We start from the raw sequence: 24,020 nt of genomic DNA, 5'->3' as shown, positions 1-24,020 counted from the left end.
AGGGGGTCTGGGTTAATACGCCAGTACCGCGTTGACCACCCCATGGGGTACATGCCCGGTCGCGACCACGTCCCGCGCCGCCTCGCAGTGCAGCGGCTGATCGTCGAAGAAGATATCCGCCGCGAAGGCCCGCAGGAAGGCGGCTTTGTCGAGTCCGCCCAGGAAGAGGGCCTCGTCGATACGCACCCCCCAAGCCCGCAGGGTGCGCACGACGCGCTCATGGGAGGGGGCGCCCCGAGCCGTGATCAGGGCCGTGCGCAGGGGTGGATTATCCACGGGAAAGAGGGCCTGAATGCGATGCAGCGCGCTCAGGAAGTCCTTGAAGGGACCACCCTGAAGGGGTTCGCGCGCAGCATCGGTCTCGGTCCGGTTGAAGGCCGCCAGGCCCTCGCGCCGATAGACGCGCTCCGCCTCGTCCGAAAAGAGGACGGCATCCCCGTCGAAGGCGATGCGCAGGGTCTCATCCGTGCCACCCGGCTGGTGCTTGCCTTGCGGCAGCAGGGTCGCGGCCGCGCAGCCGGCCTCCAGGGCCAGCGATACGTCCCGAGGGTCGGCCGAGAGAAAGAGGTGGGCGCCGAAGGCGGCGACATAACGGTAGGGCGTGGCGCCACCCGCGAAGGCAGCCCGGGAGATGTCGAGCCCGTGGTGGCGAATGGAATTAAAGACCCGCAGGCCGGTATCCGAGCTGTTGCGGGACAGCAGGATGACGTCCACCCGCCCCCGTTCCCCAAGCCATTCATTGAGCCGCAACAGTTTGCGCGCCAGCGGGAAGGCCACCCCGGGCTCCAGGATATCCTCTTCATGGGCGGCCTGATATTCGTAGTAGGCCGCCACGCCCTCGTTCTCAAAGACCTGGTGAGATTCCGCCAGATCGAAGAGGGCGCGGGAAGAGATGGCGACCACAAGACGGACAGGCGACGCCGGCCTGGGAACTGGATGAGCGGCCATTGAAGCCATGGATTGATACCCCCGCGGGACCCCAAGCCAACCCTGACCAGGGCCCGGGCCTGTTACCAGGGCATGAAGGAATTCATAAAGCCCATGGGCCGGCTGATGCTGCGATTCAGGTTCCCCATGTCGTTGCTCATGTTGCCGGTGGTCTGGGTCATGATTCGAATGGATTGATTGAGTGATTCCATGCTGTTCATCATAGGCTTGAGGGTCGTAACATCCGCGGCCATGGACTCGACGCTGGTAGCCATAAGACGTACATTGCCGCTCATCAGGCTGACATTGTCCGACATGGATTGCATATTGCTTGACAGTACCGTCAAGTTGGTATCGATGCTGATGGCCATGTAGTGGACATCCTTTGCCAGGCTGAATACCAGATAGAAGCCATAGGTGGCCAGGATGATAAAGGCAAACATGGAAGGGTAAACGATCAACTCCCAGCGCTTGGCGCTGGTCTCGAAGGCATGGGACAGGCGATCAATAGCGATGCCATCAAAAGGCCCACCCTCGCCAACCGCCGGGGCCTTGGTCAATTCATTATTTTCGGCCATGGCATTGCTCGTTGATGACCCAGCATCGGGTTATGGGGATATGACCAGCCACCAGCTGCCAGGTTTGGCTCATATTCAGCTCAACACGTTCGGATAAAGCATTGCGGCCAGAGAGAGAAACTCCGTGGCGCCCTTGCCGCGCGGCTCCAGTTCGAACACTGCCAGGCCTTCGCTGAAGGACCGGCGAAAGACGGTTCGGGTGGCGATGCGCGGCTTGATGAATTTGATGCCTGGCAGGGAGACCAGGGCGGCGGCGGTCTCATTCGTCTCGCGAACGCCCTGATGGGTGTCGCCACGATTAATGAAACCGATCATCTGTGGCGCCGGGCCCGCCGCCGCGGACTCAACCAGATGGATGTAGCGTTGGGTGGACCAGATATCGGCCTGGGAGGGCGGCACGGGGACCACCACCCGGTCGCACAGCTTGAGGGCCAGACGCATGGCATCCATGTCCGCCGTGCCGACATCGATCAAAGTCTCTTCGGCGCTGGCAAAGGCCTCCGGGTTGATACCGGCCTTACCCTTCACCTTAAGCTTGGGGCTGAAGCCTTCCTCCAGGCGCACATCCACCACGTCGGTCAAGGTGGCCTGGGGATCCGCATCGACCAGTTGGACCTTGACATCCGCCATGGCCAGCCAGACGGCAAGGTTAAAAGTCAGGGTGCTCTTGCCGGACCCCCCCTTCAGGCTACCGATAACCGTAATCATGGCGTGACCTCGCGGCCAGGAATAGTGGCGAGGGTGCCTCCGTGAGCCGAAGACGCACCCCTATGAACATTAGGGCCTTGGCGCGGGAGCATCAGTCCCACCTTGGGGCATTTCCATGCGGCTATAGCCCGCGGGCAGGGTGAAATTCTCGTCAGCCTGAGGGCCGACGCGAATACCGACGAGTTCGCTGACCATGCCGCCGGGGTACTCCTGCTTGATGGCCATCTGCAATTCAGGATCGTACCACTCGGTGGTGGACAGGGTCTTACCATCCGGCCCCGTCATCTTCACCTCCCACTTCTCCGTCTTGCGACCTGCCAATTCCTCCTGGCCCAGGAGACTGCGCTCCATCTGGCCGCCCTCGACCATGGTCTGACGCAACGCAAAGGCGGGACCGCGCTCTTTATCGATCCATTGGGTGACGGTGGCGGTCTTGCCGTGCTGATTGACGGTGATTTCCCAGACCAGGGTGCTCCGCCCGGAGATAGTCTCCTCGCCCTTGGCCTGGCAATTCAAGCCCGGCACGCCGGCGCAGGGGTCCTGGGCGGTGGGCTCGGCCTTGGGCTTACCGTCGGGCCCCAGGGTCGAACGCTCCACATAGCTCTTGCGCTCGGGAAAGAGGATCCATTCCAGGCCGAGCTGATCATCGGTGATACGCACCAGGCTCTGGCCTTGGTGGACGGCCTCGGTACGGGTCTTGTCCTTACCAACCAGGATCTTGCCTACGCTGGACTGGCCATCGGGTCCGCGCTGGACCATTTCGGCGGAGAATTCCGCATCGGCCAGCGCAATCGGGGCCACCAGAATGGCCGCGAGGCCAATGGCAAGGACGCTGCGATGGGATGGAGACTGCTGGTTCATTGGCTATTCCTCCAGGAAAATTTATGTCTGTTGCGACAAGTCAATCAAGCGGATGTCTCTTGGCCTGATTCTACGCAAGTTGCCCATCGCGATCACCCAGGAAATTCAGCGGCGACCCTCTCCATAGTGGCGGTCGAACCAGTTCTCAGCTTCATGATTGGGCCTTCCCGGTAGTTCGGGATAGGGAGGCTGGCCTTGAGTCCAACCACCGGTCCGCTGATCGGACTGGAAGGAGGGGCGGGCTGGGTTGAGCGGGGCTGGCGACTCCTGCCGGGGCAGGGTCACGGGCCGCCAGCCCGAGGTCGCCTGACCGCGATCCCGCTCCTGGTCCGTCAAGGGGCGGTAGCGATAATCCGAGGCAAAGGCGGGTTCGCCCCCCTCGACGGCGGGCCCATCACCCCGGAAGCGATAGCGCCCTGGATCCGGCCCTGGGGGACTGGTGGGGCCCTCGATGCGCCCCGATGGGGCACGGCCCAGACCCGGATCGCGCCGCAAGGTTTCATAGAGGCTTGGCGGTTTGGCCCCCCCGGAAGGGAGACCGTTCGGAGCCCCTCCCACGGCGTAGGGGTCCCGGCTACCTTGGACATAATGCAGGGTTTCCCCGGCAGCGCCACCCGAAGATGGGCGCTGCGCCGGGGCGTACCCATAGGCTGGATCCCAGGAAGGTTCTCCTGCGGACGACTTCAGGGGCATGAGGCTCACGAGGAGGAGGGGGATGGCCCGAAGTGATAGGCACCACCTTGGAACCCTCATCCGAATACCTTCCCGCTCACTGGAAAAACGACATGAATCAATCGTGGCCGGGCCCTTCATCCGCGTCGTTCTTGAGTCGAATACCACGACGCGGGGACTTCTTCTGGATCAGGTTAGCCGGGGATCCCTCCGCTTTTTTAGCCGGAGCGGCGGCCTTCCGGGCCGGAGCCGGAGTCTTTTTTCGTGCGCTGGCCTCGGTCTTTTGGGCCGGGATAGCCGCCAGCGCGGGGGCAGGCTGCTGAGCCGCAACGGGTCCGACCGTGACTGGAACCGGAGCGGGAGCGGGTGCCGGTGCCGGTGCCGGTGCCGGTGCCGGTGCCGGTGCCTCCGAGGATAACTTAGCCAAGGGCTCGGCGCTCGCCTCGGCCTGGGTCGCCGGCGGGACTGGCGGGGCTTCCCCCCCTGCCGCGGGGGCGGCCGGACTCGCTGGGGACGGAGCACCGCCACCCGCGACAGCGGCTGGCGGCGTGGGGGGGGATGGAGGTGGCGACGCGACCCGCTTAGCCTTCTTAGGCTTGAAGAGGCCTTTCACCAGATCGATAAGCAGCAGGAGGATACCCCGAACCAGGTAAAAGGCCATGGAGATGACTTCGAACAGGCCCATCCAAATGCGGATCAGCAGGCCGCTCTTGGCCGGCCGAGGCTTGGTGTCCGGAGTCGGTGCCGCCGCGTAGCCGCCGCCATTGCCACCCTCGCCATTGGCGCAAGGGACCTTGACGCCGGGATGCGCCGTCGCCACCGCCACCTCACACAGATCCTTGCTGGCCTCGACGCAACCCAGGGGAATGACGATCAGGGTCAGGACGGTGGACACCAGCACCCCCGAGGCCAGGGAGATGGCCATGCCCTGGAAGATGGGATCGGTGAAGATAACACTGGAACCCGCCACCAGGGCCAGGGCCGTGATGAGAATGGGTCGGGTCCGGGTCTTACAGGCACGAATCACCGCCTCGGCCACCGGGACACCCTTTTGCACCTCATGGATCGAGAAATCAACCAGCAGGATGGAGTTGCGGACAATGATTCCGGCTAGGGCTATCCAGCCGATCATGGAGGTAGCGGTAAACTCCCCGCCCTTCCCCATGCTGAACATAAGGAAGTGGGCCGGAATAATGCCCAGCAGGGTCAGCGGAATGGGCGCCATAATGACGAGGGGAATGCGGAAGTTACCAAACTCCCACACCACCAGGATATAGATGAGCACCAGGGCCACGGCAAAGGCCGCGCCCATGTCGCGGAAGGTCTCGTAGGTGACGGTCCACTCGCCAGCCCACTCCCAGGACGAGTGGCGATCGTTGGCCGGGGCCTGGGTCCAGTAACTCAGAGGGGCCACGCCATCTGGTGCCTTGTAACCTTTCTGGTCCAGAATATCCTGGATCTGGAGCATGCCGTAGACGGGCGCGGCCAGGGTTCCACCTACATCCGCCACCACATATTCGACCGCGCGCAGATCCTTGCGATAGATGATGTCCTCCTCGGGCACCCGTTCGAAGCGGCCCAACTCGCGCAAGGGGAGGGTCATGCCCGAGGTCGACTGGACGGGCAGGTCGCCCAGCCGTTCGATCTCCGAACGCTCCGCCATCGGCACCTGCACGACGATATTGATGGGTTCGTGACCGGCCTGCTCCTTAACGTCCCCCATGGGTGCGCCGCCCAGGGCCATGGCCAGGTTGCGGTTGATGGCATCCACGGAGATACCGCCGCGCACCGCCTTTTCCGTGTCCACGTCAAAACGCCAGTAGTCATAGGGTTCGCGCAAGTAATTGTCCACGTCAACCAGGCTCTCCGCCTGGTCGAAGATGGCGGTCATATCGCGGGTGAACTGGCGGCGGACCTCCGCCGAGGGGCCATGGATCTCGGCCACCACCGACTGGAGCACCGGGGGCCCGGGTGGCATCTCAACCACCGAGATCTTGGCACCCGTACCCGCCACCAGCGGCAGCAGGACCTCTCGGGCCTCGATGGCCAGTTGATGACTGGAGCGCTTACGCTCCTTCTTGTGAAGGAGTTGCACCTGTAACTCGGCCTGCCAGGGGTCCGAGCGTAAATAGTAGTGGCGCACCATGCCATTAAAGTCGTAAGGCCGTGCCGTACCGGCGTAAAGCTGGACCGCCGTGATCTCCGGCTGGCTGGCGCGGAGCTTGTCCACCAGGCGATGGGCCAGGTTGGCCGTCACCGGCAGGGCCGTGCCCTCCGGCATATCGACCACCACCGTGTATTCGGGCTTATTGTCCAAGGGCATCATCTTGACCGCGACCCACTTGAAGTAGAAGAAGGTCAGGGTGAAGGCAAAGGTGCCCCAAAGTACCAAGCGGAAAATTTTCCGCTTGCGCTTGCTCTCGATGAGAGGAACCAGAATGCGGCGGAAGAGCTTTTCGATCTTCTCCGCCTCCTTGTGCTCGCGCTTCTCGGCCTTTTCCAGATAGGCCATGGAGGGCCGCAGCCACTTGGAGATGGCCAGGTAGGGCGTGAAGACAAAGGCGGCAAAGAGGGAGATAAACATGGCCGCCGAGCCTAGGGCCGGGATCGGTTCCATATAGGGGCCCATCATGCCGGAGACGAAGCCCATGGGCAGCAGGGCGGCGATCACGGTGAAGGTGGCGAGGATGGTGGGGTTGCCCACCTCCGCCACGGCCTCGATGGCGATATCGTCGCCGGTGTGGCCCTCCTCCAGCCAGCGGCGGTAAATATTTTCCACCACCACGATGGCATCATCCACCAGGATACCAATGGAGAAGATGAGGGCGAAGAGGCTCACCCGGTCGATGGTGTAATTCCAGATCCAGGCCACGAAGATGGTCATGAGCAGGACGACGGGAATAACCAGCATGACCACGATGGCCGGGCGCAGGGCGCGGAAGGCCCCCCACACCAAGAGGAAGACCCAGCCCGTGGCGATGAAGAGCTTGAAGATGAGCTCGCTGACCTTGTCGTCCGCCGAGGCGCCATAATTGCGGGTGACACTGACTTCGACGTTGTAAGGGATACGCTCGCCCTTGAGTTCCTCCACCCGGGCGAGTATGGCATTGGCTACGCTCACGCCGTTGGTCAGTTCCTTCTTGGCTACGGCGATGGTCACCGCCGGCACGCCATCGGCCTTGACGCCCTCGGGGGCGGCCGGACCCGTGTAGTAGGCGACCAGGTGCCTCGCGTCCTCCGGACCCTGGGAGACGCGGGCCACATCACGGACATAGACGGGCTGACCCTGATGGGTGCCAACCACCAGGCGGCTGATATCGTCCATGCCCTTCAGGAAGGCACCGGTGGAGACGGAGAAATGGGCGCCACTGGTCTCGAGACCGCCAGCGAAGGTTTCGGCATTGGCGGTCTGGATCGTCTGAGCCACCTGATCCAGGCTGATCCCGTAGCCGGCCAGGCGCTCGGGCTGGACGTCCACCGTGACCTGCTCGCGGCGACCACCGACGACGAAGGCGTTAGCCGTATCCTGGACCTCCTTGATAGCCTGGAGCACGTCCTGGGCCAGCAACCGCAACTGGCCGTCGTCCACGTCCGGCAGGCCGTCGCGGTCCGAGTCCATCGACCAGAGGGTGAGGGTCACGATGGGGACATCATCGATGCCCTTGCTCTTGACCAGCGGCTGCATGACCCCGGGCGGGATCTTGTCCTGATTGGAGGCCAACTTGTCGTTGACCTTGACCAGGGACGGACCCATCGACTCACCGACATCGAATTGGACGGTGACCATGCCACCGTTGCGCTGGGCCGCGGAGTAGACGTGTTTGACGCCAGGTATCTCGCTCATGATCCGCTCCAGCGGCTGCATGGCGAGGTTACTGACCTGCTGGGCCGAGGCGCCAGGGTACTGAACCATGATATCGATCATGGGCACCGAGATCTGAGGATCTTCCTGCCGCGGCGTCATGACCAGGCCGAGCAGGCCCATCATGAGCATGGCGACATAGAAGAGCGGTGACAGGGGGGAACGAAGGAAGAATCGCGCCGTGCGCCCGGCAATGCCGAGACTCTCGTCCGTAAACCTGGGGGTTCCCTCGGATTGACTCAGGGTCTCGTCGTGATTCATGGCCTTGCACACCATTGAGAGCTGACCGAGAGGCGCCCAAGGAAGGTTGGGCGGGATGCCCCCCGGAGGAAAGGCAAGCGCCGGATTGGAACCGGCGCATTATTTTTTTGCTGGGTATTCGGCTAAGGGGTCAACGGGGCGGGGCCAAAGTCCCCCCCGACCAGCCGGCGGCCACGCCCGGAGGGGGATCGCCAAGAAGGCGCTCGCCGGGACGCAGGCCACTGAGGACGTTCACCATGCCATCCGGCTGCCGCTCGCCCAGACGGACCAGGCGCAGATTGGGGCGGCCCTGCTCATCCAGGACATAGACCCCAGGCAGGCTGCCGTTGTAACGGATGGCCGTGGCCGGAACCAGCGGATTGCCCCGTTCCGGGGCCCCAAAGTCTGGGACCAGGACCCGAACGTACAAACCCGGCTCGGCCACACCCTGGGGCAGATCCAGCTTCACCTTGACCGTGTGCCGCTGGGCGTCGGCCATGGGGTAGATCTGGGCCACGCGTACCGGCACCTGCTGATGATTCACGTCGAGTTCGGCGGTAATCATCATGCCCTCCTTCAGCCCGGCACGCAGACGGGAGGGGACATCGATATCGACCTGAAGGTATTCCACGTCCGCGAATGTCAGCAGAGGCTGGCCCGGCTGGGTGGTATCGCCGACCTCCACGGATTTCTTGACGATGACGCCATCGAAGGGAGCAATGCTCCGGGCATCGCGCAGCTTGGAATCCAGGGCCTGCAAATCGGCCTGCAAGGACATGAGGGCACTGCGCGCCTGCTCGACCTGGGTTCCGGAGGCATGGAGATCCGCCGAAACCTCCGCCCCCTCGGAGCGTTCGCCCAAAAAGCCCTCCATTGGACGGGTGAACATCTGGTCAAAGAGGTTGGGGACGGCCATGCCACCCGGCGGGGCCTTGGATCTGGGTGAGTAGATCTCGCGGTTAAACTGGATGCCGGCATTACGCCACTGAGCATCGGCGGAGGCCATCTGCGCCAGGAGGGCGCGGCGCTTAGCCAGGAGTTCCTGATCGTCGATGGCGACCAGAAGATCGCTCTTTTTGAACTTGTCACCTTCGATACCCGCCAGGTAGCTGACCCGACCCGGCATCTGGGCAGCGAGGGTGACCTCCTTGTAAGGGACCACGGTGCCACCAATCGAGAGGGTGGGGGTACCCTCCGACTGGCGGACCACGAACTCACCGAAACCCTGCTGCGGAGGGTAAGCCAGGGGCGGGGCGGCCGCCACCAGGGATGACGTCGCCACCCAGGTCGCCACGAAGAATCCCCGCATCATTGGATTAACCATAAGCTTAGCCATGCTATATTTAACCTTAACTGCTGGTCCAGCAAGCGAGGGTTCGCCGCCGAGGTAAACGCCGCAAACCTAATGGAGCGGACCTAGCCGCCTCCCCGCCACCTGGACTTGCCGCGCGCCCATGAACGGAGCCTACTTTATGCTTAACAAGTAGAGAGCGCCAAGGACTATTATGCCGGAAACTCTGGTCGGCTTCAATACCCTGTAATCATTATTACAGTTAAATCAGACGCCTAAACAGGCCGGTACGATTCCCGCAGTCCTTGGCCGCTTGTCGATTGGCCTCACGGCCCCCGTTGGGTTTACCATCCTTAACATTTTCAACCCAAGAGGAAATTACCCCATGCCTCCCACCACGGACGCCGTCGAACAGCAACTCAAAAACCTCGAATCCCATCTCGCCCAGGAGAACCCCGTCCTCCTGAGCACGGTTCAGAGTTTCCGCGCCCTCGACAAGGTAGCCCACGCCATGGGACTGCTGGCCCCCGACCAGTCCTACGCTACCCAGATTCCCTGGTGGCCCCTTATCTCCGTGCTGGGCACCTTCTCGGCCGGCAAGTCCACTTTCATCAACCACTTTCTCGGCTATAAGATCCAGCGTAGCGGCAACCAGGCCGTCGATGACCGCTTTACCGTCATCTGCTACAGCCGGGAGGCCACGGCCCATGCCCTACCTGGCATAGCCCTGGATTCGGACCCCCGCTTCCCGCTCTATCAGATCTCCAAGGACATTGATGTGGCGGCGGCCGGCGAGGGTAAGCGCATCGATACCTATCTCCAGCTCAAGACCTGCCCGAGCGAGGCCCTGCGCGGCAAAATCCTCATTGACTCCCCCGGCTTCGACGCCGATGCCCAGCGCACCGCGACCCTGCGGATCACGGATCACATCATTGATCTTTCCGACCTGGTACTGGTGTTTTTCGATGCCCGTCACCCGGAACCGGGGGCCATGCGCGACACCCTGAAGCACCTGGTCGCCGATACCATCGGCCGATCGGACTCGAGCAAGTTTCTCTATATTCTCAATCAAATTGATACCGCGGCACGGGAGGACAACCCAGAGGACGTCGTCGCCGCCTGGCAGCGCGCCCTCGGCGAGGAGGGCCTGACCGCCGGTCGTTTCTACACTATATATAATCCCGATGCCGCGACGCCCATCGAGGACGAGGGCAAACGCAAGCGCTTCGAGGCCAAGCGCGACCTGGACTTGGGGGAAATCCACGGCCGCATGCAGGAGGTCGAGATCGAGCGCGCCTACCGCATCGTCGGCGCCCTCGACAAGACCGCGAAAGACATCAGCGACAAGGCCGCCCCCTTCCTGATCCGTGCCCTTAGCCGCTGGCGCCTGCGCACCCTCTGGGGGGACGGTATCGCCCTCGGCGCCCTGACCATCCTCTCCCTGGCCGGCACCCTGCAAATCGGCTACTGGGGCGAGCCCGCCGCCCAGCCAGGCTGGGTTTCGACCCTGGTGAATCTCTCCCTGGACCTGGTATTCCTGGCCGTGTTGCTCGGCATCGCTGCCCTCATCCACTTTAGTATCCGCAATCTGGCCGCTATGAGTCTGATGAACTCCCTGCGCCAGGAGGCGGCGACCCTGGGGGTCCGCGGCGACCTCATAGCCGCCTTCCAGCGCAACACCAAGGCCTGGCGCACCATCCTTGCCCCCAACCCGGCGGGCTGGACCGGCACGGCCCGGCGGCGCCTGGCCAAGATTCGCGAGGACGCCAACTCCTACGTCCAGACCTTGAACGACCGCTTCACCAATCCCTCGGGCGAGGGCCTGGTACCGTATGCCCAGCCTGCCCCGGTCCAGGAAGGGGATTAACCCACCACGCCCTCGACACGGAGACCTACGCATGTCGTACCCACAAGCCATCGGCATACCGGTCGTCCGGGTACCTCCCCACCCGGTCTGGCCGGTCCTGCCTCCCGAGGAGAAGGCAGACCTCAAGGCGCGCATCAAGAGCCTCCTGGCGAGACTCAATGCCGTCCTGGTCGCCCACTACTACACGGATGGAGACCTGCAGGAACTGGCGGAGGAGACGGGTGGCTACGTCGCCGACTCACTGGAGATGGCGCGCTTCGGCAGCGAGAGTCAAGCCAGCACCCTGGTGGTGTGCGGCGTACGCTTTATGGGCGAGACCGCTAAGATTCTCAATCCTGAAAAGCGCGTCCTCATGCCCAACCTGGCGGCCACCTGCTCGCTGGACGAGGGCTGTCCAGCGGACCTTTTCGCGTCCTTTTGCGACCAGCACCCGGATCACGCCGTGGTGGTCTATGCCAACACCTCGGCGGCGGTCAAGGCCAGATCCGACTGGGTAGTGACCTCCAGCATCGCCCTGCCGGTGGTCGAGCACCTCCAGGCCCAGGGACAAAAGGTCCTCTGGGCCCCGGACAAGCACCTTGGGCATTACATCGAACGGATCACGGGCGCCGAAATGCTGCTATGGCCCGGGGCCTGCGTGGTCCACGAGGAATTCAAGGGCTTCGCCCTCGACCGGGTACGGCGCCTGCACCCCGGCGCCGCCGTTCTCGTCCACCCCGAGGCACCGGACGAGGTCGTGGATCAGGCGGATGTGGTGGGCTCCACCACCCAGTTGATCAAGGCGGTGCTGGAGATGCCTAACCAGGAGTTTATCGTTGCCACGGATGAGGGCATCTTCTGGAAGATGCACCAGCTCGCCCCGGACAAGAAGCTCATCGCCGCACCCACCGCCGGCGTGGGCGCCACCTGCGAGAGTTGTGCCCGCTGTCCCTGGATGGCCATGAATGCCTTACAGAACCTGGAGCAGGTCCTGATAACCGGCGACCAGGAGGTCGCGATTGCCCCCGACATCTGCGCCCAAGCACGACTACCCATCCAGCGGATGCTGGATTTTGCCCGGGAGCGGGGCATCGGGGGACGGCAAACCCGCACGCCTGGGCATTAAGGGGGCCTATGACTGCCACGGTTTTTTTCAAGGCTGCCACCCCGAATTCTTGGCAAAGCCTCCGCCATGCCTTAACATCGAAACAGATAACAAGAATGAAGCCTGGCAGCCGTCCCGCCGGGCTCGTGACTCGGCATACCCGAGCCACCTGAATGCCATTGCCACCCCCAATGAGGATTTCCATGGCCAAGCCCGAAGGCGCCTCCCGCAAGAAATTAATCCTTGGTTTTGCTGTCATTTTCGTGGCGGGAATCGTTTTCGCCGGACTCTTCAACGCCGGACTGGCCCACACCAATACCACGGAATTCTGCACCTCCTGCCACACCATGCAGACGGTTCGGGAGGAACTGCAACAATCGGTCCACTGGCAGAACGCCTCGGGCGTTCATGCGGGATGCGCCGACTGCCATGTCCCCCAGCCCTTTATCCCCAAGATGATCGCCAAGGTCATGGCCGCCAAGGACGTCTATCATGAGTTCATGGGCACCATCGACACCCCGGAGAAGTACGAGGCTCACCGCTGGAACATGGCCAGCCGCGTCTGGGAGAAGATGAAGGCCACCGATTCCCGCGAGTGCCGTTCCTGTCACGAATATTCCCATATGGACCTGGCGGCCCAGGACCGCTCCGCCCGCAACCGCCACAGCAATGCCCCCGACAAGGGCGATACTTGTATTGACTGCCATAAGGGCATAGCCCATACCCTGCCCGAAGAGCCCGACGAGGTCGATCCAGACGCGGGCACGGCGCAAACCCAGGCCGATATGGAAGCCGAAAGCAAAGCTAAATCCGAATGATCGCCGGATCCATCCACCGGAACCGATCGCCTCGAGGCGCCGCCGACATGACCACCCGATACCTAACCGCCCTGCCCCTTCTCCTGGCACTCGTCGCCGCGCTCCCGGCACAGGCCGCCGATAACTCCCTTGGCAAGGAGATGCGCAATGCCGCCGCCGTCGGCAAGACTGAAGAGGTCATGCGCCACCTCGATCAAGGCGTACCGGTCGATGCCGCCAATGAGTTGGGCAAGACGGCCCTGATGATGGCCGTCGAGGGCGACAACCTGGAGACCGTCGCCCTGCTCCTGGCCCGGGGCGCCAATGTCAACGCCCGCGCCAACGCCAACTGCACCGCCCTGACCTTCGCCGCCGAGAACGGCCACATCGGCATCACCGCCCTCCTCATCGAGCGGGGCGCCAACCTACACGACCGCACCCGCGGTGGCTGGGACGCCCTCATGATCGCCGCCCGGTACGGCATCGCCGATATGGTGGAGCAACTGCTTTATAAGGGCGCCGATCCCAAGGCCTCGGACAAGGATCACCGTACCGCCATGATGGACGCCGCCGCCCGGGGCCACTCTCAAGTGGTGAAGCTGCTGGTCGATGCTGGCGCCGAACTGGAGGCCAAGGACAAGGAAGGCGCGACGGCACTCCTTCTTGCCGCTGGCGAGGGCCAAACCGATGTCGTGGCTACCCTGCTCGCCAAGGGGGCCAATCCCAACGCCCATGACAAGCTCGGGGGCACGGCCCTCATCTGGGCCATCGGCAGTCATCGCACCGATGTGGCCGAACTGCTGCTGGCCGCTGGCGCGGATCCCAACCAGCAGGATACCGATGGCGTCAGCGCCCTGATTGAGGCCGTCAACACCGGTCACGGCGATTTCATCGGCCCGCTGCTGAGTTACCGCGCGGACCCATCCCTCAAGGATGCCAAGGGTCGTTCTGCGATGGACATCGCCCGCCAGAAGGGCAATCAGGATGCCATCGCCCTGCTGTCCAAACCATGAATATGTGAGGGGCCGGACTACCCTGATTAAGGATGCTGGCACCGACAACCTATGCGAAGGGAGGCGTCCTACGGGCGCTTCACGCATGACGGAGACCCGGTTCTCCGTTTTACCCGAGAAATCTGTCACCCATAAGGAGGAATCATGGCCAAAAAATTAATGAAGCTGGCCTTGCTCGCGAGCGCCGTTACCCTGGGCCTCGCGACCACCGCTTTTGCTGCAAAAGAAGAAGCCAAACCCGCTCCGGCCGCGGCACCTGCCCCAGCCGCCGCACCCGTCGAACTCATCTCCGGCGCCAGCGCCCCAATGCTGAGCGAGACCTGCAACGGCTGTCACGGCACCGACGGCGCCAGCGCCGGACCCGCCTCGCCGAATATCGGCGGTCTGCATCCCGAGTACTTTGCCTCCATCATGAAGAGCTTCCAGGAAGGCACGGCCTACTCCACCGTCATGGGCCGCATCGCCAAGGGCTACTCCGAGGACGAAATCAAGCTCATGGCCGAGTACTTCGCCGCCAAGCCCTACGTGCCCGCCAAGCAGAAATTCGACGACAAGCTGGCCGCCGCCGGCAAGAAGATTCACGACAAGTGGTGCGAAAAATGCCACGCGGAAGGTGGCAAGGTGGTCGCGGACGAGGAATACCAGGTCATCGCCGGTCAGTGGACCCCCTACCTGAAGTACACCTTGCAAGACTACCAGACCAGTAAGCGTGAAATGCCCAAGAAGATGAAGGAGAAGTTCGACGGCATGGTCAAGAAGGAAGGTGACAAGGGACTCGACGCCCTTTACGCCTTTTACGCCAGCCAGCAATAAGGACCGGGGAGGTTACCTAACATGAAAATGAATCGTCGCGATTTCGTCAAAGCCACCGGCACGGCCGCCGCCGTTGCCATGGTTGGCATGCCTCACCTCGCCTTCGGCGCCGCCAGCAAGGTGGTGGTTGTCGGCGGGGGCACGGGCGGTACCACCGCCGCCAAGTACATCAAGCGCTTGGATCCCTCCATCGACGTCACCATCGTCGAGCCCAACAAGACCTATTTCACCTGCTACTTCAGCAATGAAGTCATTGCCGGCGAGCGTGACCTCAAGTCCCTCGAAGTGGGCTATGACGATGTCAAGAAGATGGGCATCAACGTCGTCTTTGACTCGGCGGAGGCCATCGATGGCGCCGCCAAGACCGTCAAGACCGCCGGCGGCCAGTCCCTGGCCTTCGACCGGTGCGTCGTCTCTCCCGGCGTCGAGTTTGTCTATGACAAGATCGAGGGCTACACGCCCGAAGTCGCCGACAAGCAGATGCCGCATGCCTGGAAGGCCGGCCCGCAAACCCTCCTGCTGAAAAAGCAGATCGAGGACATGAAGGACGGCGGCGTGGTCGCCATCGTCGCCCCGCCGAACCCCTTCCGCTGCCCCCCTGGGCCCTATGAGCGCGCCAGCCTCATCGCCCATTACCTGCAGAAGCACAAGCCCAAATCCAAGGTCGTCATCCTGGATGCCAAGCAGAAGTTTTCCAAGCAGGGGCTCTTCATCCAGGCCTGGGAGAAATTTTACGGCTATGGCACCCCCAAGGCCCTGATCGAATGGCGTCCAGGTCCCGATGCCACCGTCACCAAGGTCGATCCCGCCGCCATGACCCTCACCTACGGCGAAGTGGGCGAGGAGATGAAGGCGGATGTCATCAACGTCATTCCACCCCAGCGCGCCGGCAAGATTGCCCAGGTCGCTGGTTTGGCCGATGACAGTGGCTGGTGCCCGGTGGATCAACGCAGCTTCGAATCCAAGAAGGTGCCCGGCGTCCATGTCATTGGTGATGCCGTCATCGCCGGCGCCATGCCCAAGTCCGCCTATGCCGCCAACAGTCAGGCCAAGGTTTGCGCTGCCGCAGTAGTCGCTCTGCTCAAGGGTGGCGAGGTCGGGGTGCCCGCCTTCGTCAACACCTGCTACTCCCTCATCACCCCCGACTGGGCCATCTCCGTCGCGGGCGTTTACAAGCTGGGTGCCGATGGCAAGATCGCCGAGGTCCCCAACTCTGGTGGTCTGACCCCGATGGACGCCTCCCCCGAGGCCCATGCCCGCGAAGTCCAGTACGCCTATAGCTGGTACGACAACATCATCAAGGACATCTTCAAGTAACAAGAAGAGAGACGCGCCCCCAGGGGTGCGTTGTGGCGACACTTTGGGGGCCTTCGGGCCCCTTTTTCATGGGCACCCCTCCGCCGGCCTCAATCCACGATCACCCCCTCCAACACCCGCTCGAAGGCCAGGGCACCGTCGATAGCCTCGACCTCGATAACATCGCCAGGGCCGAACCGGCCGGCGAGGATCTCCTGGGCCAGGGGATTTTCCATTTGGGCGCGAATGGCCCGCTTGAGAGGCCGGGCGCCATAGACAGGGTCGAAGCCGGCCTCGCCCAAGTGGTCGAGGGCGGCATCGTCCACCACCAGCTTCATGTCCCGATCCGCCAACCGCTTCTGCAAGAAGAGGATCTGGATGCGGGCGATGGCGCGAATCTGGTCACGACGCAGGGGGTGGAAGACCACGATCTCGTCCAGGCGATTGATAAACTCGGGGCGGAAGGCGATGCGGACCACCTCCATCACCGCCGCCTTCATCTCGGCATAGCGCTCCTCCCCGGCCATCTGCTGGATAACGTCCGAGCCCAGATTGGAGGTCAATACGATGACGGCGTTGCGAAAATCGACCGTCCGCCCCTGACCATCGGTCAAGCGCCCGTCGTCCAGGACCTGGAGTAGGACATTGAAGACGTCCGGGTGGGCCTTTTCAACCTCGTCCAGCAGGATGACGCTATAGGGCCGGCGCCGCACCGCCTCGGTGAGATAGCCACCCTCCTCGTAACCCACGTAGCCCGGCGGGGCACCAATGAGCCGCGCTACCGAGTGCTTCTCCATGAACTCGGACATGTCGATGCGGACCATGGCCTCCTCGGTATCGAAGAGAAACTCCGCCAGGGCCTTGCACAGCTCCGTCTTGCCCACGCCTGTGGGGCCCAGGAAGAGGAAGGAGCCGATGGGGCGCGTAGGATCGGAAAGCCCCGCCCGCGACCGGCGAATGGCATCGCTGACGGCGGCAACCGCCTCGCCCTGACCCACCACCCGCTTGCCCAAGGCATGCTCCATGCGCAGCAGTTTGTCGCGCTCCCCCTCCAGCATGCGCGAGACGGGGATACCGGTCCACTTGGAGACGATGTCGGCGATCTCTTCCTCGGTAACCTTGTTACGCAACAATTTTTTTTCGGTGTGTTCGGCGGCGGTGGCCGCCTCCAGACGCTTCACCAGTTCCGGGATGCGGCCATACTGCAGCTCGGACATGCGCGCCAGATCACCCGCGCGCCGGGCGGTCTCCAACTCCACCCGCACCCGGTCCAGCTCCTCCTTGATATGGACCGTTCCCTGGAGAGTCGCCTTCTCCGCCTTCCAGACCTCGTCGAGATCGGAAAACTCCCGATCCCCCTTGGTGATTTGCTCCTCAAGATCCGCCATGCGCCGCTTGGATGCCTCGTCGGACTCCTTCTTCATAGCCTCGCGCTCGATCTTGAGTTGGATCAGGCGGCGTTTGAGGCGGTCCATCTCCTCCGGCATGGATTCGTTTTCCATGCGGAGTTGGGAGGCGGCCTCGTCCATGAGATCGATGGCCTTGTCCGGCAACTGGCGGTCGGCAATGTAACGGTGGGAAAGGGTAGCGGCGGCAACGATGGCCGGGTCCGTGATATCCACCTTGTGATGCAGCTCGTAGCGCTCCTTGAGACCCCGCAGAATGGCGATGGTGTCCTCGACATTAGGCTCCCGCACCAGCACCTTCTGGAAGCGGCGCTCTAGGGCGGCATCCTTTTCCACATACTTGCGGTATTCGTCCAGGGTGGTGGCGCCCACACAATGCAACTCGCCCCGTGCCAGGGCCGGCTTGAGCATATTGCCCGCATCCATGGCCCCCTCGGCCTTGCCCGCACCCACCATGGTATGCAACTCATCGATAAAGAGGATGATGTTGCCCTCCTGGCGCGCCACGTCATTGAGCACCGCCTTGAGGCGCTCCTCAAACTCGCCGCGAAACTTAGCGCCGGCGATGAGGGCCGCCATGTCCAGGGACAGCAGCCGCTTGGTCTTGAGGCCCTCCGGTACCTCGCCGTTGACGATACGCTGGGCCAGGCCCTCGACGATGGCGGTCTTGCCAACGCCAGGCTCGCCGATTAGCACCGGGTTATTCTTGGTGCGGCGCTGCAGGACCTGGATGGTGCGGCGGATCTCGTCGTCGCGACCGATGACCGGGTCCAGCTTGCCCTGCTCGGCGCGCTCGGTCAGGTCGATGGTGTACTTCTCCAGGGCCTGGCGCTGCTCCTCGGCATTGGGGTCGCTAACCGCCTGGCCACCCCGCATCTGCTCGATGGCGCGCTCGATGGGCCCCTTGCTGGCCCCGGCCTCGCGCAGCAGCCGGCCCAGTTCGCCCTTATCCTCTACGGCCACCAACACAAAAAGCTCGGACGAGATGTACTGGTCCTTGCGCTGCTGGGCCAGCTTGTCAGTCTGGTTCAGCAACCGGCTCAGGTCATTGCCGAGATGCACCTCCCCCGCGTTACCCTCCACCCGCGGCAACCGCTCCAGGGCCTCGCCCAAGGCCGAGCGCAGCCGGTTCACGTTCACGTCCGCCTGCGCCAGCAGATGCCGCGAACTGCCACCCTCCTGATCCAGCAAGGCCGCCATCAAATGGATAGGCTCGATGAACTGATGGTCACGCCCCACCGCCAGACTCTGCGCATCTTGCAGGGCCATCTGGAACTTGGACGTCAATTTATCCATGCGCATGACTGAGAATCTCCACGACTGCAATCGGTTATGGTGGCTAGGTTGGGAAGGCCGGGATGATTTCAAGGCGCCAGGACCTGGAATTCTCACCCACGCTTTCTGCCCCTAATCCTAACAGGTCCATCGAACCCTGCAGTCCCATTGACGACCTGGACCGCCGTCAGCACCGCTCTGAGGGTCTTGGACCTTAAGGCCCCGTGGCCCTAGGCGGAGGGCACTAAGCCGCGTCCAAGCCATTAATCCGAAAGCACTTCAACGCGAACGCGAGCAATGCCATCCATTTCCAGTTTCCGCGCCGCCGCTCGGGAGAGATCGATAATCCTACCGCCTTTGTAGGGTCCGCGGTCGTTTATGCTCACGACAACCTGCTTGCCATTGGCAAGATTCGTGACCCTGACTTGGGTCCCAAAAGGCAAACTGGGGTGGGCCGCGGTCAGGGTATTTTGGTTAAAAGGCTGACCACTGGCGGTTTTCCTGCCGTGGTGTTGGGGTCCGTACCAGGATGCCACGCCGTCCTGCTGCCGTTTGCTGGCCGAACTACAGCCTCCAGCAACCGCGATCGCGAGGATCAGGACGATCAAGGGAAAAACGCGATTCAAGGAACAAACAACCGGCTAATGCTTGGCGGCAAGGGGATGGAGAAAGCGGGAAAGATCCAGAAAACCTAGGGGTATAAAGGATCGCTAAGGGTCGCGACCGGGGAGAGACAAGGCATATTCAAGAAATATCGCCTTGTTTATTCAGCAGAATAGAAAAGTTTAGTGGCGGAGAGAGAGGGATTCGAACCCTCGATGGAGGTATAAGCCCCATACTCCCTTAGCAGGGGAGCGCCTTCAGCCTCTCGGCCATCTCTCCTGGAAACCTTGGCGGTTGTGGCAGGTGCCTTAGCAGGCGGTGGATTATAGTCCCGCCTGCCGTTGGGCGCCACAGTTAATCGCTGTCGTTATCCATATCGCTATCGATTTCGCCACCGCCGCCCTGCCCGGCCTGTTCACGCTTGATACGCTCGTAGATCTCCTCGCGATGGACGGCGACGTCCCGGGGGGCGTTGACGCCGATGCGCACCTGGTTGCCCTTGACGCCAAGGACGGTGACGGTCACCTCATCTCCGATCATGAGGGTCTCGCCGACCCTTCTCGTGAGTATCAACATTTCGCGTTCTCTCCCTTTCTATTCCTTTAACCAGAACGCGGGCCAGAGGCGGCGAGGAGCGGCATTGCCGGCTCAGACGCTGGGACCGCGAAGCAAACAAACACGAAGGCCTGGGTACGACCCCGTGTGTAGTGAATTTTAGCAACTGCCAGAGGCCCCAAAAAGGCCTTTTTGCGCGATAGCCAGCCTTTTTGGGACGGGTCGCCTCCGGTCAATCATTTTTGTCCAGGCCAAAGGCACTATGCAGGGTGCGCACGCCGAGTTCCAGATACTTCTCGTCCACGACCACGGAGATCTTGATCTCGGAGGTGGAGATCATGCGGATGTTGATCCCCTCCTTAGCCAGGGCGGCGAACATCTTGCTGGCGATGCCCGCGTGGGAGCGCATCCCTACGCCCACGATGGAGATCTTGGCGATCCGATCGTCACCCAGGACCTGACGCGCGGACAGGGAGGCGGCGGTGCCCTTGAGGATCTCCAGGGCCCGCTGATACTCGCCGCGATGGACGGTGAAGGTGAAGTCCGTCGTCGCCTCGTCGGCGGCGATATTTTGGATGATCATGTCCACTTCGATATTGGCGTCCGCGATGGGACCCAAAATCTTGTAGGCGACACCCGGCTGGTCCGGAACTCCCAGGATGGTCAGCTTGGCCTCGTCGCGGGCGAATGCAATACCGGAAATGACCGCTTGTTCCACGGCGTCCTCCTCAAGTGAAATCAGCGTGCCCTCCCCCTCTTCAAAGCTGGAGAGCACGCGCAATGGGACCCTGTACTTACCCGCAAACTCCACGGAGCGGATTTGCAAGACCTTGGAGCCCAGGCTGGCCATCTCAAGCATCTCCTCGAAGGTGATGCGGTCGAGTTTGCGGGCGCGGGGCTCCACGCGCGGGTCCGTGGTATAGACCCCATCCACGTCGGTGTAGATCTGGCACTCGTCGGCGTGCAGGGCGGCGGCCACAGCCACGGCGGAGGTGTCCGACCCACCCCGCCCCAGGGTGGTGATATTGCCATCTTCGTCCACGCCCTGAAAGCCCGCCACCACGACCACGCTCCCGGCATCCAGATCCGCCCGGATGTTGGTCCCCTCGATCTCGCGGATGCGCGCCTTGTTGTGGGCGCTGTCCGTGAGGATTTGGACCTGGGCACCCGTATAGGAGCGGGCGGGACAGCCAATCTGGTCCAGCGCCATGGCCAGCAGGGCGATGGTGACCTGTTCGCCGGTAGCTAGCAACACATCCAGTTCCCGCGGGAGGGGGCGCTCCTGCAGGGCCTTGGCCAGGCCGATGAGACGATCCGTCTCGCCGGACATGGCGGAGACGACCACCACCACCTGATCGCCCCGATCGCGCCAGCGTTTCACGCGCTGGGCAACGTTCTGGATGCGCTCCACGCTGCCGACGGAGGTACCGCCGTATTTTTGAACAATGAGCGCCATGGCACTCTCCTTACTTCTGCCAATGTCAAGAATACCCAGCCGCCACGCGAGGCGGGGCGACCAGGGGAAGAAAACGGAATTCTAGGGAGTGACCCGAGCCCGGGTCCATTCCTTGGCCAGGGCCAGGGCCGCGGGCAGGCCGGCGGGATCGGAGCCTCCCGCCTGGGCCATGTCCGCCCGGCCGCCCCCTTTCCCACCCACCTTGGCGGCGGCCTCGCGGATGAGATCGCCAGCCTGGAAGCGGTCGGTCAGGTCCTTGGTCACGCCGGCCACCAGGTTGACCCGGCCCTCGCTCTCGGCGGCGAGGAGGATGATGGCGGAACCCAGCTTGTCCTTGAGCCGGTCCAGGGCGTCACGCAGGGCCTTGGCGTCGGCGCCATCCAGCCGCGCCGCCAGCACCTTGATGCCACTGATCTCCTCCGCCTGGTCGGCCAGATCCTGGCCCGCGGCGCTGGCGGCCTTGGCCTTGAGGTCCGCCAGTTCCTTTTCCAGCCGCTTGGCGCGCTCCAGCAGGGCGGCGACCTTGTCGTCCAGGTCTTCCCGGCCGCCCTTGACCAGACTGGCCAGGCGCAGCAGACGCTCCTCGTCCGCCTCGACGGCCGCCAGGGCCTGGGCCCCGGTGGTGGCCTCGATGCGGCGCACGCCGGAGGCGATGCCCCCCTCGCCTAGGATCTTGAAGAGACCGATGTCCCCCACCGCCCGGGCATGGGTGCCGCCACAGAGTTCGGTGGAGAAGTCGCCCATGCGCAGCACCCGCACCTGGTCGGCGTATTTCTCGCCGAAGAGGGCCATGGCGCCTGTGGCCTTGGCGTCCTCCAGGGTCATGACGCGGGTCTCGACCGGGTGGTTCTCGCGGATTTCCTGGTTCACCCGGCGTTCGATCGCCCGAAGTTGCTCCCGACTGACGGGCTCGAAGTGGGAGAAGTCGAAGCGCAACCGCTCGGGGTCCACCAGGGAGCCCTTCTGCTGGACGTGGTCGCCCAGGATGTGGCGTAGAGCCGCATGCATCAGGTGGGTGGCGGAGTGGTTGAGGGCCGTGGCTCGACGCCGTTCCGCATCCACCTTGGCTTCGAGCTTATCACCGACGCGCAGTTCGCCCGCCTCCACCCGGCAGACATGGCCGAAGACATCGCCGCCCAGCTTCTGGGTATTGAGCACGGTCAGGCGCACCTCTTCACCCGTCAGCCAGCCGCGGTCACCGACCTGGCCACCCGACTCGGCATAGAAGGGAGTGGTGTCGAGAACCACGATACCTTCGTCGCCAACCCTCAGGCTTTCGACCGCCGCCTCGCCCCGGTAGAGGCCAAGCACCTGGGCACGGTCGTCCAGGCGCTCATAGCCCGTAAAGCAGGTCTCGCCTTCCAGCCGCAGGGCGGAGCCAGCACCGGCGCTGAAATGGCTTGCGGCGCGGGCGCGCTCCTTCTGCCGGGTCATCTCGCGGTCAAAGCCGGCGGTATCCAGGGTCAAGCCCCGCTCGCGGGCGATGTCGGCGGTCAGATCCAGGGGGAAGCCGTAGGTGTCGTAGAGCTTGAAAACCGTTTCGCCGGGGATGACGGCCCCCGCGAGACCGACGACGGCCTGCTCCAGGATGCGCATGCCCTGTTCCAGGGTCTCGGCGAAGCGCTCCTCCTCCAACTTGAGGACGTGGGCCACCCGCTCCTGGGCCTTAGGCAACTCGGGGAAGGCCTCGCCCATTTCAGCCGCCAGGGGCGCGACCAGCGCGAAGAAGAAGGGCTCGGACTGGCCGAGTTGGTAGCCATGGCGAATGGCGCGGCGGATGATACGGCGCAGGACATAGCCACGCCCCTCGTTGCCGGGCGTGACGCCGTCAACGATGAGGAAGGCGGCGGAGCGGATATGGTCCGCGATGACGCGCAGGGCCTTGGACTCCCGGTCCGGGGCGCCCGTGGCCTCGGCCGCCGCATCGATGAGTTTAACGAAGAGATCGATCTCGTAGTTGCTGTGGACGCCCTGCATGACCGCCGCCAGGCGCTCCAGCCCCATGCCGGTATCCACCGAGGGCTTGGGCAGGGGGGTCAGCCTGCCGCTGACGTCCCGGTCGAACTGCATGAAGACCAGATTCCAGATCTCGATATAGCGGTCGCCGTCGGCGTCCGGGGAACCCGGGGGGCCACCGGGGACCTGGGGGCCATGGTCGTAAAAGATCTCGGAGCAGGGGCCACAGGGCCCGGTATCGCCCATGGACCAGAAATTATCCTTCTCGCCGCAGCGGGAGAAGCGGGCGGGGTCCACGCCGATCTCGTCGAGCCAGATGGCGGCGGCCTCGTCGTCGTCCTGGAAGACCGTCACCCAGAGGCGCTCCGGGGGGATGGCGAGGACCTGGGTGAGATATTCCCAGGCGTAAAGAATGGCGCTGTGCTTGAAATAGTCCCCGAAGCTGAAATTACCCAGCATCTCGAAGAAGGTGTGATGGCGGGCGGTGTAGCCGACATTTTCCAGGTCGTTGTGCTTACCGCCGGCGCGCACGCAGCGCTGGGTGCTGGTGGCCCGGTGATAGGGACGCTTGTCTTGGCCCAGGAAGACATCCTTGAACTGGACCATGCCCGCGTTGGTGAACAGCAGGGTCGGGTCGTTAGCCGGGACCAGTGGGCTGCTCGGCACCACCTGATGGCCGCGGGCGGCGAAAAAATCGAGGAAACTGGCTCTCAGCTCGGCGCTGCTCTTCATGACGGCAAACTCAATACGGAATTAATGG

Annotated in this window: 18 protein-coding genes and 1 tRNA gene; 6 read left to right on the top strand and 13 right to left on the bottom strand. The window is 63.2% G+C overall.

All coding sequences use genetic code 11. From position 1 onward, the window contains the following. Positions 1 to 12 precede the first annotated feature (12 nt). The 7 genes from IPN92_20460 to IPN92_20430 form a co-directional block, all read right to left on the bottom strand. Positions 13 to 948, bottom strand: a complete 936-nt coding sequence (locus tag IPN92_20460; GenBank protein ID MBK8640538.1) for a 5'-nucleotidase — start codon at positions 946 to 948, stop codon at positions 13 to 15. 62 nt (positions 949 to 1,010) lie between these two features. Beyond that, positions 1,011 to 1,505 carry a hypothetical protein gene (locus IPN92_20455; GenBank protein ID MBK8640537.1) on the bottom strand — a complete coding sequence of 165 codons (495 nt, stop codon included), beginning with the start codon at positions 1,503 to 1,505 and terminating at the stop codon, positions 1,011 to 1,013. Positions 1,506 to 1,580: 75 nt separating this feature from the next. Then, complete coding sequence (locus IPN92_20450) at positions 1,581 to 2,213, bottom strand: ParA family protein (protein ID MBK8640536.1); 633 nt, start codon at positions 2,211 to 2,213, stop codon at positions 1,581 to 1,583. Between the two features lie 69 nt (positions 2,214 to 2,282). Then, positions 2,283 to 3,074: a hypothetical protein gene (locus tag IPN92_20445; protein ID MBK8640535.1), complete on the bottom strand. Its 792-nt coding sequence runs from the start codon at positions 3,072 to 3,074 to the stop codon at positions 2,283 to 2,285. A 105-nt stretch (positions 3,075 to 3,179) separates the two neighbouring features. Then, positions 3,180 to 3,767, bottom strand: a complete 588-nt coding sequence (locus IPN92_20440; protein ID MBK8640534.1) for a hypothetical protein — start codon at positions 3,765 to 3,767, stop codon at positions 3,180 to 3,182. A 97-nt stretch (positions 3,768 to 3,864) separates the two neighbouring features. After that, positions 3,865 to 7,869 (bottom strand): efflux RND transporter permease subunit, encoded by a 4,005-nt coding sequence (locus IPN92_20435; protein ID MBK8640533.1) that lies wholly within the window; start codon positions 7,867 to 7,869, stop codon positions 3,865 to 3,867. A gap of 130 nt (positions 7,870 to 7,999) precedes the next feature. After that, positions 8,000 to 9,157, bottom strand: a complete 1,158-nt coding sequence (locus tag IPN92_20430; GenBank protein ID MBK8640532.1) for an efflux RND transporter periplasmic adaptor subunit — start codon at positions 9,155 to 9,157, stop codon at positions 8,000 to 8,002. A 367-nt stretch (positions 9,158 to 9,524) separates the two neighbouring features. On the opposite strand from IPN92_20430, the gene IPN92_20425 reads away from it, so the two are divergent. From IPN92_20425 to IPN92_20400, 6 genes are all read left to right on the top strand, one after another. After that, positions 9,525 to 11,006 carry a dynamin family protein gene (locus IPN92_20425; GenBank protein ID MBK8640531.1) on the top strand — a complete coding sequence of 494 codons (1,482 nt, stop codon included), beginning with the start codon at positions 9,525 to 9,527 and terminating at the stop codon, positions 11,004 to 11,006. A gap of 31 nt (positions 11,007 to 11,037) precedes the next feature. Beyond that, positions 11,038 to 12,111 carry a quinolinate synthase NadA gene (gene nadA, locus IPN92_20420; protein MBK8640530.1) on the top strand — a complete coding sequence of 358 codons (1,074 nt, stop codon included), beginning with the start codon at positions 11,038 to 11,040 and terminating at the stop codon, positions 12,109 to 12,111. A 182-nt stretch (positions 12,112 to 12,293) separates the two neighbouring features. Beyond that, on the top strand, positions 12,294 to 12,908 hold the full coding sequence (locus IPN92_20415; protein MBK8640529.1) for a NapC/NirT family cytochrome c: 615 nt from the start codon (positions 12,294 to 12,296) through the stop codon (positions 12,906 to 12,908). A gap of 47 nt (positions 12,909 to 12,955) precedes the next feature. After that, a complete protein-coding gene (locus tag IPN92_20410) occupies positions 12,956 to 13,900 on the top strand; it encodes an ankyrin repeat domain-containing protein (GenBank protein ID MBK8640528.1) in 945 nt (314 codons plus the stop codon). Positions 13,901 to 14,044: 144 nt separating this feature from the next. After that, on the top strand, positions 14,045 to 14,713 hold the full coding sequence (locus IPN92_20405) for a c-type cytochrome (protein ID MBK8640527.1): 669 nt from the start codon (positions 14,045 to 14,047) through the stop codon (positions 14,711 to 14,713). A 21-nt stretch (positions 14,714 to 14,734) separates the two neighbouring features. Next, positions 14,735 to 16,030, top strand: coding sequence for an FCSD flavin-binding domain-containing protein (locus IPN92_20400; protein MBK8640526.1), 1,296 nt, complete (start codon positions 14,735 to 14,737; stop codon positions 16,028 to 16,030). 89 nt (positions 16,031 to 16,119) lie between these two features. On the opposite strand, the gene clpB is transcribed toward IPN92_20400, so the two are convergent. The 6 genes from clpB to alaS all read right to left on the bottom strand — a co-directional run bounded on the left by clpB (position 16,120) and on the right by alaS (position 23,992). Further along, the gene (clpB, locus tag IPN92_20395; GenBank protein MBK8640525.1) at positions 16,120 to 18,717 is read right to left on the bottom strand and encodes an ATP-dependent chaperone ClpB; all 2,598 of its coding nucleotides are present in this window, start codon (positions 18,715 to 18,717) and stop codon (positions 16,120 to 16,122) included. A 236-nt stretch (positions 18,718 to 18,953) separates the two neighbouring features. Then, positions 18,954 to 19,316 carry a septal ring lytic transglycosylase RlpA family protein gene (locus tag IPN92_20390; GenBank protein ID MBK8640524.1) on the bottom strand — a complete coding sequence of 121 codons (363 nt, stop codon included), beginning with the start codon at positions 19,314 to 19,316 and terminating at the stop codon, positions 18,954 to 18,956. A gap of 163 nt (positions 19,317 to 19,479) precedes the next feature. Further along, a tRNA-Ser gene (locus IPN92_20385) sits at positions 19,480 to 19,572 on the bottom strand. 75 nt (positions 19,573 to 19,647) lie between these two features. Beyond that, positions 19,648 to 19,869 (bottom strand): carbon storage regulator CsrA, encoded by a 222-nt coding sequence (gene csrA, locus IPN92_20380; GenBank protein ID MBK8640523.1) that lies wholly within the window; start codon positions 19,867 to 19,869, stop codon positions 19,648 to 19,650. Positions 19,870 to 20,080: 211 nt separating this feature from the next. Next, positions 20,081 to 21,304, bottom strand: a complete 1,224-nt coding sequence (locus tag IPN92_20375) for an aspartate kinase (protein ID MBK8640522.1) — start codon at positions 21,302 to 21,304, stop codon at positions 20,081 to 20,083. Positions 21,305 to 21,385: 81 nt separating this feature from the next. Next, complete coding sequence (gene alaS, locus IPN92_20370) at positions 21,386 to 23,992, bottom strand: alanine--tRNA ligase (GenBank protein MBK8640521.1); 2,607 nt, start codon at positions 23,990 to 23,992, stop codon at positions 21,386 to 21,388. Positions 23,993 to 24,020: the final 28 nt, after the last annotated feature.

Source organism: Chromatiaceae bacterium (assembly GCA_016714645.1).
In the GTDB taxonomy this organism is placed as follows: Bacteria; Pseudomonadota; Gammaproteobacteria; order Chromatiales; family Chromatiaceae; genus M0108.
The sequence above is the reverse complement of the archived record's forward strand: the minus strand, read 5'-3'. Positions and strand labels throughout refer to the sequence as shown.